This window comes from Stenotrophomonas sp. 05L414_2 (assembly GCF_056397905.1).
On sequence record NZ_JBFTOJ010000034.1, the window covers coordinates 20,109 to 28,894 of the forward strand.

At 67.3% G+C, this 8,786-nt stretch carries 11 protein-coding genes; 7 read left to right on the plus strand and 4 right to left on the minus strand.

All coding sequences use genetic code 11. The features are described from left to right. Positions 1-8: 8 nt before the first annotated feature. Positions 9-509 carry a GNAT family N-acetyltransferase gene (locus tag AC1DJN_RS06985; RefSeq protein ID WP_032975904.1) on the plus strand — a complete coding sequence of 167 codons (501 nt, stop codon included), beginning with the start codon at positions 9-11 and terminating at the stop codon, positions 507-509. Positions 510-653: 144 nt separating this feature from the next. Continuing rightward, positions 654-1,085, plus strand: a complete 432-nt coding sequence (locus AC1DJN_RS06990; RefSeq protein WP_442251623.1) for a pyridoxamine 5'-phosphate oxidase family protein — start codon at positions 654-656, stop codon at positions 1,083-1,085. A gap of 42 nt (positions 1,086-1,127) precedes the next feature. Here the strand turns inward: AC1DJN_RS06990 and AC1DJN_RS06995 are convergent, their stop codons facing one another. Together AC1DJN_RS06995 and AC1DJN_RS07000 are read right to left on the minus strand one after the other, a co-directional pair. After that, positions 1,128-2,516, minus strand: a complete 1,389-nt coding sequence (locus AC1DJN_RS06995) for a DUF2867 domain-containing protein (RefSeq protein WP_442251624.1) — start codon at positions 2,514-2,516, stop codon at positions 1,128-1,130. An 11-nt stretch (positions 2,517-2,527) separates the two neighbouring features. After that, positions 2,528-2,839, minus strand: a complete 312-nt coding sequence (locus tag AC1DJN_RS07000; protein ID WP_025873922.1) for a metalloregulator ArsR/SmtB family transcription factor — start codon at positions 2,837-2,839, stop codon at positions 2,528-2,530. Positions 2,840-2,970: 131 nt separating this feature from the next. On the opposite strand from AC1DJN_RS07000, the gene AC1DJN_RS07005 reads away from it, so the two are divergent. From AC1DJN_RS07005 to AC1DJN_RS07025, 5 genes are all read left to right on the plus strand, one after another. After that, positions 2,971-3,564, plus strand: coding sequence for an NMCC_0638 family (lipo)protein (locus AC1DJN_RS07005; protein WP_032975907.1), 594 nt, complete (start codon positions 2,971-2,973; stop codon positions 3,562-3,564). A 186-nt stretch (positions 3,565-3,750) separates the two neighbouring features. Next, the gene (locus AC1DJN_RS07010) at positions 3,751-4,218 is read left to right on the plus strand and encodes a DUF2975 domain-containing protein (protein ID WP_442251637.1); all 468 of its coding nucleotides are present in this window, start codon (positions 3,751-3,753) and stop codon (positions 4,216-4,218) included. A gap of 13 nt (positions 4,219-4,231) precedes the next feature. After that, the gene (locus AC1DJN_RS07015; protein ID WP_025873919.1) at positions 4,232-4,456 is read left to right on the plus strand and encodes a helix-turn-helix domain-containing protein; all 225 of its coding nucleotides are present in this window, start codon (positions 4,232-4,234) and stop codon (positions 4,454-4,456) included. Between the two features lie 62 nt (positions 4,457-4,518). Further along, on the plus strand, positions 4,519-6,057 hold the full coding sequence (locus tag AC1DJN_RS07020; protein ID WP_032975909.1) for a TerC family protein: 1,539 nt from the start codon (positions 4,519-4,521) through the stop codon (positions 6,055-6,057). Between the two features lie 82 nt (positions 6,058-6,139). Continuing rightward, on the plus strand, positions 6,140-7,276 hold the full coding sequence (locus AC1DJN_RS07025) for a metallophosphoesterase (RefSeq protein WP_442251638.1): 1,137 nt from the start codon (positions 6,140-6,142) through the stop codon (positions 7,274-7,276). A 36-nt stretch (positions 7,277-7,312) separates the two neighbouring features. Here AC1DJN_RS07025 and AC1DJN_RS07030 read toward each other — a convergent pair whose 3' ends face one another. Both AC1DJN_RS07030 and AC1DJN_RS07035 read right to left on the minus strand, forming a co-directional pair. Further along, the gene (locus AC1DJN_RS07030; protein ID WP_025873916.1) at positions 7,313-8,047 is read right to left on the minus strand and encodes an SDR family NAD(P)-dependent oxidoreductase; all 735 of its coding nucleotides are present in this window, start codon (positions 8,045-8,047) and stop codon (positions 7,313-7,315) included. A gap of 23 nt (positions 8,048-8,070) precedes the next feature. Further along, positions 8,071-8,709, minus strand: coding sequence for a ferric reductase-like transmembrane domain-containing protein (locus AC1DJN_RS07035; protein ID WP_478039027.1), 639 nt, complete (start codon positions 8,707-8,709; stop codon positions 8,071-8,073). Positions 8,710-8,786 lie beyond the last annotated feature (77 nt).

The window sequence follows — 8,786 nt, forward strand, 5'->3', positions numbered from 1 at the left end:
GCACACGCATGATCCACATCCCTGTGCTGGAGACACCGCGCCTGCGCCTGCGCGCGCAATGCCTGGATGACTTCCCGGTGTATGCCGCGTTCCTGGCCTCGCCCCGTGCGCGCGGCATGGGCGGGCCGTTCGCTGAGGTCGCCGCGTGGGGGCAGTTCTGCCACGACCTGGCCAGCTGGCATCTGTTCGGCCACGGCGCGTTGATGATCGAGCGCCGCGACACGGGCGAGTGTATCGGCCAGGTCGGCATCAACCATGGCCCGCTGTTTCCGGAACAGGAACTGGGCTGGTTGCTGTATGCCGGGCAGGAAGGGCAGGGTTTCGCCAGCGAGGCGGCGGCGGCGCTGCGTGATTGGGCGTTCGTGGTGCGCGGATTGCCGACGCTGGTGAGCTACATGGCAGCGGACAACCACGCCTCGCAGGCAGTGGCGGTCCGCCTCGGCGGCGTGTTGGATGCGCAGGCGGTGCGCAGCGATCCGGATGACCTGGTGTTCCGCTATCCGCGCTGATGAGTGACGGTCACCGCGGCGCGGGGGCGCTGCACGCGGGAATGCCAACTACGGCCACTGCGTGAAGAAGGCGCCAGCAGCCATCCACGTATCGGTCACCGCGTCGAGCAGACGCTGGACACCCATCTGTTGAAGGAACTGCCCATGACCACGCTCACCCTTCCCGAACTGGCCAAGAAGATGGCCGGCATCGATTTCACCATGCTGCAGACCCATGCCGGCGGCCAGATCGCTGGCCGCCCGATGAGCAACAACGGCGATGTGGACTACGACGGCGACAGCTGGTTCTTCACCATGGAAAACACCGACATGGTGCGCGAGATCAGCGCCGACCCGAACGTGGCGCTGGGCCTGACCGGCAGCAAGTCGCTGCTGGGCAAGCCACCGCTGTTYGTGCACGTGCAGGGCAGGGCAGAGCTGATCCGCGATCGCGCCACGATGGCCCAGCATTGGGTGAAGGACCTGGAGCGGTGGTTCGAGCAGGGCGTGGATACGCCGGGTCTGGTGCTGATCCACGTACACGCCAGCCGCATCCATTACTGGGATGGCGAGGACCAAGGCGAGATCGTGGTCTGATCGCGGGGGCCGCACAGGGCCCCTGCACAGTGCTGCCGCAGCTCAGGAATGTACAGGCGTGCCGGACCACGCGGCCAGTTCCGGTGCCAGCGCATGTTCAACGGCGCGGCGCAGCAGTGCCGGGGCCACGTAATGGCGATGGGCGCTGTCTATCATGGCCATGTAGAAGCGGCCAAACGCATTGAGCGTCTGCACGCGCGAGCCCAGGCTGATCTGGACCTGGCCGTCCTCGCAGAACTGCACGCGCACGCTGCTGCGGAAGCGGAGATGGCGGTCGTCTGCGCCGAGCAGCACTTCGGCACACCGGTCTTCCGCATCTACTCGGGCATCCAGCACCGGGAAACGTCCGCCGAACACGCGGCTGCGGTCGGTGGACAGCAGCGACGACACCGGGCAGCCCAGCGGCGAGGTGCGCAGACGCAGTGGTGCAACCAGACGATTGCGCAGGGCCATCAAGCGGCCGACGCCCGCCGGCGGGTTGCGCAGGAACCCGTCCAGTATGTCGGCCAGCAGGGCGGAGGCCGATCGATGGCGGGTCTGCCCGCCGTGCAGGGTCAGCGTGGTCGTGTCGTTGTAGTGACCGTGCGGCAGGGCGCTGGCGAGCATTCCCGCTGAAGGCGACGACGCGCTGCTGCAGACCGGGTACGCCGGCGTCGCCCGCTCCACGAATCCGCGCAGTGGCTCCAGGCTGAAGCGACGCAGCGGCCCCAGCAACGTGCGCGTCTGCACGCACAGGCGTGCGCGCAGGCTGGGCGCTGCCGCCTGCAGTGACAGTTGCAGCAACGGCGTGGCGGCAAGTGTGGTTGCGCTGGGCCAGTGCGCTGCTGGCAGCACGTCGGTCAGGCTGGGAATGTCCGCGGCGTTTGCCTGTGCCAGTGCGCGCGCCTGCGCGCTCATCGCCCCGGCCAGCTCATTGCTGTGGCACGAGAGCGCGAACAGGGCAGGGTGGGCCGGACTGTTCGAGGCGAACTGGTGCCAGGTGCCACCACCAAAGCGCACGGTGAACAGGCAATCGGGCGGGATGCGGACACGACGCAGCGACCGCAGGAAGTGCGAGGGATCGTCCGCCAGCTGCTGATCGGATGCGCTGGCAAACCGCAGCTCGGCACCGGCACTGCCGGCGATGGCGGTGAACATGCGCGGCCCGGCATGGCGGTGGAAGGGATGGCCGCCGGCACCCACCCCGAAGCTGTACAGCGATGACGGATCGCCGTGCTGCAGGTGCATGCCACCCAACCGTGCCGAGGGCTCGTCCAGCGCATCGATGAAGGCCGGGTGGTGGCGCTGGCGCTGGCTGGCATCGCTCACCAGCGCGTCGCCGGCACCGATGCCGAGCTGCGCGATCAGTGTGACTTCCACCGGGCCACCGCCGTCGTGTGCCGGAAGCTGGATACTCGGAAACGAACGGCTGGTGCGGGTCGAACCGGGCATCGCAGTGCTCCTCAGCGGGCGGGTGTCTTGCGGCGTGCGCGCGCTTCGCGCTTCAGCGGGCCGCCGACCGGACAGACTTCGGCAGCCCAGGAAAACAGCGTGTTGGCCAGGCGGTCGGGCACCTGCCGGAAGTACACGAACTGGCCGCGCTTCTCGCGTTCGATCAGGCCGGCGTCTTCCAGGATGCGCAGGTGGCTGGAGAGTGCCGGCTTGCTGAAATCGAAGCGCTCGGCCAGCTCGCCGGCGCTGAGCTCGCCGGCGCTGAGGTAGGCCAGGATCTGCCGGCGTGCGGTGGAGGCCAGGGCTTCGAAGATGCGGTCCATGGTTGCAGTTAACTAATTCGTTAACTGATGTTCCCCCTGGTGGCAGGTGATGTCAAGCGCGGGGGTGCCCGTTGCGTACTGCCTCCCGGCTTTGTCATCCTCCCCGCTGTTTTCCGTTCCGTGGAGTTCCGATGCGCCCTGCGCCCTGGCTGATCGCTGGCCTGCTGCTGCCGATCGTGGTGATGGCCCAGCCTGCGCGTGCGCCGAAGGCACCGGCGCAGGATCCCTTCAGCGAACTGTTCGACACTGCCTGCATGCAGCACATCGGCGCGCCGGCGCGGCTGCAGTCGCTGATGGATGCCAATGGCCTGACGCCGCTGCAGCCGGCCGAGGCCGCTACGCTGCTGCAGGGCCAGCCGGGCATGGCATGGATGGTGCCGTTGGCCAGTGGCCGCTATGCGGTCAGCTGGGCCGACGATGGCACCTGCACCGTGTATGCCGAGAAGGCCGACCCGGCGGTGGTGCAGAAGGGCTTCGCGCGGCTGATGCAGGCCGCACCGAAGCCGCTGCAGATCCGCTCGCTGCCCTCGCGCGGTCCATTGTCCGGCGACCAGGTGGCGATCCAGTACGGTTGGGCAACGCCGGGCGAAAGCAAGCTGCGCGTGCGCTTCCGGCTGGTCACCCGGCAGGCCGCCGAGGCGGGGGTGCAGGCGATGGCCTCGGCCACGCCGGGCGAAGCGATGCGCGAACAGGCCGCGCCGCCTGCACCGGCACCCGCCCGGTAGCGCTGCCGGAGTACACGCGATTCAGCCAACAGCCCGGGGATGTGATATATCGTTTATCGATAAATCCACCCCGGGGCGGCAGGGCCGCTCCACATCGGAGGCTGCTTGACCGCTCGTCCCGCCCGCGCCCTTCCTGCGCGCGGCTTGTTCACCCTGGCCCAGACCGCCGTGCAGGCGGTGCGCGCGATGTGCTGGCTGGGCATCCTGGCCGCGCTGCTGGCGGTGCCGCTGGTGGCCTACGACCGCAACTGGCTGCTGGACAGCGTGCACGACGCGCAGGCCGCGGCCGTGCACGGTTCGCATCTGTTCCTGCATTTCTGCGTGGGCCTGGCCGCCATCGTCGCACTACTGGTGCTGTGCCTGGTGTTCCTGCGCCACCTGGCGCGGCTGCTGCGTTCTGCGGCCAACGAACGCCCCTTCACCCATGCCAATGCCGTACGCCTGCAACGCATGGCCTGGCTGATGCTGGCGATGGAGGTGCTGTCCATCGTGATCGGTCTGTATGCCAGCTGGATGGGGCCGGACTTTGCGTGGATGGAAGTTGGCGGTGGCATGTCGATCACCGGCCTGGTGGCCGTGCTGATGCTGTTCGTGCTGGCGCGGGTGTTCGCCGTTGGCGCAGCGATGCGCGACGATCTGGACGGTGTGATTTGATGAGCATGATCTGATGGCGATCGTCATCACCCTCGACCGCATGCTGCAGCAGCGCGGCATGACCTTGTCCGAGCTGGCCGGGCGCATCGACATCACCCTGGCCAACCTGTCGATCCTGAAGACCGGCAAGGCACGCGCAATCCGCTTTTCCACCCTCGATGCGATCTGCCGCGAACTGCAATGCAGCCCTGGCGACCTGCTCGGGCATGACCCTGCGCAGGCGCAGGATGCGGATTGAGCCTGGCTGCGCCGCACGCCTGCACCGCACCACTTTTCCCTTACTGACGAAACGGACCTGAAATGGAATGGTTGGCTGACCCCTCGATATGGATGGGCCTTGCAACCCTGGTCGTGCTGGAGATCGTTCTCGGCATCGACAACCTGGTGTTCATCGCGATCCTGGCCGACAAGCTGCCGCCGCACCAGCGCGACCGCGCGCGGGTGATCGGCCTGGCATTGGCGCTGCTGATGCGGCTGGTGCTGCTGGCTGCGTTGGCCTGGATCATGAAACTGACCGAACCACTGGTCACGCTGCTGGAGCACAGCTTCTCCGGCCGCGATCTGATCCTGCTCGGCGGCGGCCTGTTCCTGCTGTTCAAGGGCACCATGGAGCTGCACGAGCGGCTTGAAGGCCGCGAGCATCACGAGGATGGCAAGAAGGTCTATGCCAGCTTTGCGATGGTGGTGGCGCAGATCGTGGTGCTTGATGCGGTGTTCTCGCTGGATTCGGTGATCACCGCGGTCGGCATGGTCGACAACCTCGGCGTGATGTATGCGGCGGTGACCATCGCGATGGCGCTGATGCTGCTGGCCAGCAAGCCGCTGACCCGCTTCGTCAACAAGCACCCGACCGTGGTGGTGCTGTGCCTGGGCTTCCTGCTGATGATCGGTTTCAGCCTGGTGGCCGAGGGCCTGGGCTACAGGATTCCGAAGGGGTACCTGTACGCGGCCATCGCGTTCTCGATCCTGGTGGAAGCGTTCAACCAGTGGATACGTTTCAACCGCGAGCGCAACGAGCAGCGCCAGCCGTTCCGCCAGCGTACTGCCGATGCCGTGCTGCGGCTGCTGGGTGCGCGCCAGGCCAATGGCCACGATGAGGATGAAGCCGATGAGCGCGGCAGCACCGAAGAACGCCTGCAGCCCGCCGAGCACGAGATGATCCGCAGTGTGCTGGGCCTGGCCGACCGTCCGGTATCGAGCGTGATGACGGTGCGTGCCGACGTGCAGTGGATCGACATGGCGCGTGGTCACGACGATGTGGTCGCACGCCTGGTGGCGTCGCCGCATACGCGGATGCTGGTGGGCGAGGGCGACCTGGACAGCCTGCGTGGCGTGGTGCAGAGCCGTGACCTGCTGGCCGACCTGCTGCAGGGCAAGCCACTGCAACTGGAAGGCAACCTGCGCGAGCCGCAGTACGTGCTGTCCAGCGCCAGTGCGTTGCAGGCCCTGGAGCTGATCCGCCAGCACCCGGTGCCGTTGGCAGTGGCGGTGGACGAGTACGGCAGCGTGGAAGGCCTGGTAACGGCCAACGATCTGCTGGCGGCGATCGCCGGTGATCTGGCCGATACCCAGGACGAGCGCTATGGCGTGGTTGCACAGGGCGAGGACTGCTGGGACGCCGACGGCGCGCTGACCCTGGACGACCTGCAGCGGCTGGCCGGCGTGTCGCTGCCGCGCAGCGCGGACTACATGACCATTTCCGGGCTGGTGCTGGAGCAACTGGGGCGCCTGCCCGACATCGGCGACACGCTGGAGGTGGCCGGTATCCGCATCACCGTGCTGGCGATGGAGAAGCGGCGCATCACGCGGCTGCGGGTGGAACGCCTGCCGGAAGCGTGACGATGTCGGGGCTGGGCCCATGCCCGGCTCTATCCATTGCCATCTTCTGCCGTCACCATGGCGGGCCTGTTCGCCGTTCTGGATTGTCGTAGTGCTGAGTACGATTGGTTTTCTGATGGGCCTGTATGTGGCCTGGCGCCTGTTCTGGCCGCTGCGCCTGCCTGTCTGGTCGAAGGTGGTGCTGTCGGTGCTGCTGGTGGGCATTGCCGTGCAGCTGCGCATCGTCGCCAGCTTCTGGGGCACGATGGCCTCCCCGGAAATTCCGAAGATGGTCATTGCCACGCTGGCCACCGGTTCCACCGCCGTGCTGCTGCTGGCTCTGGCGTTGCTGGTGCTGGACGCCGGCCTGTTGGCCGCGCGCCTGCTGCGCGCACCGCGCGTCCTTTCCGTACTGCGCAGCAAGGCGCTGCGCCCTTCTGCCGCGGTGCTTGCGCTGCTGCTCAGTGCCTTCGGTGTCAGCCAGGGCATGGCCGTACCCAAGCCACGGCAGATCGAGGTGGCCATCAGCGGACTGCCGCAGGCCTTCGATGGCTACCGTGTGCTGCAGCTCACCGACATCCACGCCAGCCGCCTGCTSACCGGCGACTGGGTGCGCCAGGTCGTGGCTGCAAGCAACGCACTGCAACCGGATCTGGTGGTGATCACCGGCGACCTGATCGACGGCAGCGTGCAGGCGCGCCGCAACGATTACACCCCACTGGCGGACCTGCGTGCGCCGGACGGGGTGATCGCCATTACCGGCAACCACGAGTACTACGCGCAGTACAGCGAATGGATGCAGGCCTTCCGTGCACTGCACATGCAGGTGCTGGAAAACAGCCACACCCAGGTGCGCCGTGGCGGGGCAGCACTGACCATCGCCGGCGTCACCGACCCGGTCGCCGCACGCTATGGCCTGCCGCTGCCCGACCTGGAGGCCGCCCTGGCCGGTGCCGACCCCAGCGCACCGGTGATCCTGCTCGACCATCGGCCACGCAATGCACGCGAGGCCGCTGCACGCGGGGTGAAACTGCAGCTGTCCGGGCACACCCATGGCGGACAGATCATCGGCATGGACCAGCTGGTGAAGCGCGCCAACGGCGGCTTCGTCTCCGGTCGCTACGCGGTGGATGGCATGACGCTGTACGTGAGCAACGGTGCCGGCCTGTGGGCCGGGTTCCCGGCCCGCATCGGCGTACCGTCGGAGATTACGATGATCACCCTGCGCCGGGCGCCGTGATGCGGTGGGGTGTGGGATGGGGGATCGTGCAACGGCTCAGAGGATGAAGCCTCCATCGATGGTCAGGCTGCTGCCTGTCATGTAGCCCGCTTCCGGCCCCGCTACCCAACTGGCCAATGACGCGATCTCGGCAGGCTGGGCAATGCGGCCCAGGGGTACCCGCGCAGCAAGCTTTTCATCCAGCCCGGCGGTGATGTCGGTCGCAGTCGGGCCGGGTTGTAGGTTGTTGATGGTGATGCCGCTGGGGGCCAGCTCCAGCGCCAGCTCGCGCACCAGAGCGGCCACCGCCGCCTTGCTCATCGCATACAGGCTGCTGCCGGGCGAACCACTGCGCACGGCAGTGTTGCTGCCGATGGTGATGATGCGGCCACCGCCGGACAGATGCGGCAGGGCCGCCTGGATGGCCAGCACCACGCCACGTATGTTCACCGCCAGCAGCTGGTCCAGCGTAGGCAGATCCACGCTGTCGATCGGTGTATGCCGGTACAGGCCGGCATTGACCACCAGCACATCCAACCCACCGAAGGCCTGCGCAGCGGCGGCCACGGCCCGGCGCAACGCATCGGCATCGCTGCTGTCAGCCTGGAAGGCGAGCGCGCGGCCACCGTGCGCGCGGATGGCATCAAGCGATGCCTGCGCCCCATCGGGGCGCGAGACGTGGGTGATGGCGACGTCATGGCCATCAACGGCCAAGCGTTGCGCAATGGCCGCACCGATGCCGCGTGAGCCGCCGATGACCAGTGCACGGCGGCGAGAGGAAGAGACTGTCATGTTCAAACTCCGGTTGGGGATGATCAGGCCGCTGGCAGGGAAGGACGGGCGTGGGCGCTGCGGCGCAGCGACTGAGCACGTTTGGCGATCCAGCGGACCAMGAAGGCGGTGAACAGCAGTGCCGAAGGCACCGCATACCAGAAGTTCGTGGGTACACGTTTGAAGTACGAATAGGTGAACACCGCCGCGATGACCCACATGCCGGTGACGTGCAGTCGCCGCCAGGCGGTTGGACCCATGCGCCGGGCGATGCTCCGGTGCGAGGTGATGGCCAGCGCCAGGATGGCCACGTAACCCATCGTTCCGGGAAGATTGGCAAGGGCGGAGCGCGCTGGCCAGAACGCCGGATTGAGGATGCCGAACGCGGTGATGGCGAAGGCATGCAGCAGATGCGAGAACGCAAACGACAGGCCGATGATGCGGCGTTCGCGCATCAGGAAGCGGGTGGTCGGCCCGGGCAGCAGGGTGGCAAATGACGATGCCGTAAACGCGGCCAGGAACAGCAGGAACGACGTGCGGGCAGTGACCCGGATCGCTGCGCGGCTGCCCTCGGCCAGATCCGGTTGCAGAGCGAAGGCTGCCAGCGCAAAGGCGATCAGGACTGCGGCGATGGCCATGAACAGGCGCCAGCCATGCAGCAAGGAAGTGTTGGAAACAGCCATGGTCAGACCTCGAATCAGATAGGGGTAGTGCCGGCCGCTGGCCGGCAATCTCAGAACCCGGTCAGCGCGACCAGCAC

Coding starts and splice junctions, on each gene's coding strand:
- AC1DJN_RS06985 (WP_032975904.1), top strand. CDS start 9: ATGATCCACATCCCTGTGCTGGAGACACCGCGCCTGCGCCTGCGCGCG.
- AC1DJN_RS06995 (WP_442251624.1), bottom strand. CDS start 2,516: ATGCCCGGTTCGACCCGCACCAGCCGTTCGTTTCCGAGTATCCAGCTT.
- AC1DJN_RS07000 (WP_025873922.1), bottom strand. CDS start 2,839: ATGGACCGCATCTTCGAAGCCCTGGCCTCCACCGCACGCCGGCAGATC.
- AC1DJN_RS07005 (WP_032975907.1), top strand. CDS start 2,971: ATGCGCCCTGCGCCCTGGCTGATCGCTGGCCTGCTGCTGCCGATCGTG.
- AC1DJN_RS07010 (WP_442251637.1), top strand. CDS start 3,751: ATGTGCTGGCTGGGCATCCTGGCCGCGCTGCTGGCGGTGCCGCTGGTG.
- AC1DJN_RS07015 (WP_025873919.1), top strand. CDS start 4,232: ATGGCGATCGTCATCACCCTCGACCGCATGCTGCAGCAGCGCGGCATG.
- AC1DJN_RS07020 (WP_032975909.1), top strand. CDS start 4,519: ATGGAATGGTTGGCTGACCCCTCGATATGGATGGGCCTTGCAACCCTG.
- AC1DJN_RS07030 (WP_025873916.1), bottom strand. CDS start 8,047: ATGACAGTCTCTTCCTCTCGCCGCCGTGCACTGGTCATCGGCGGCTCA.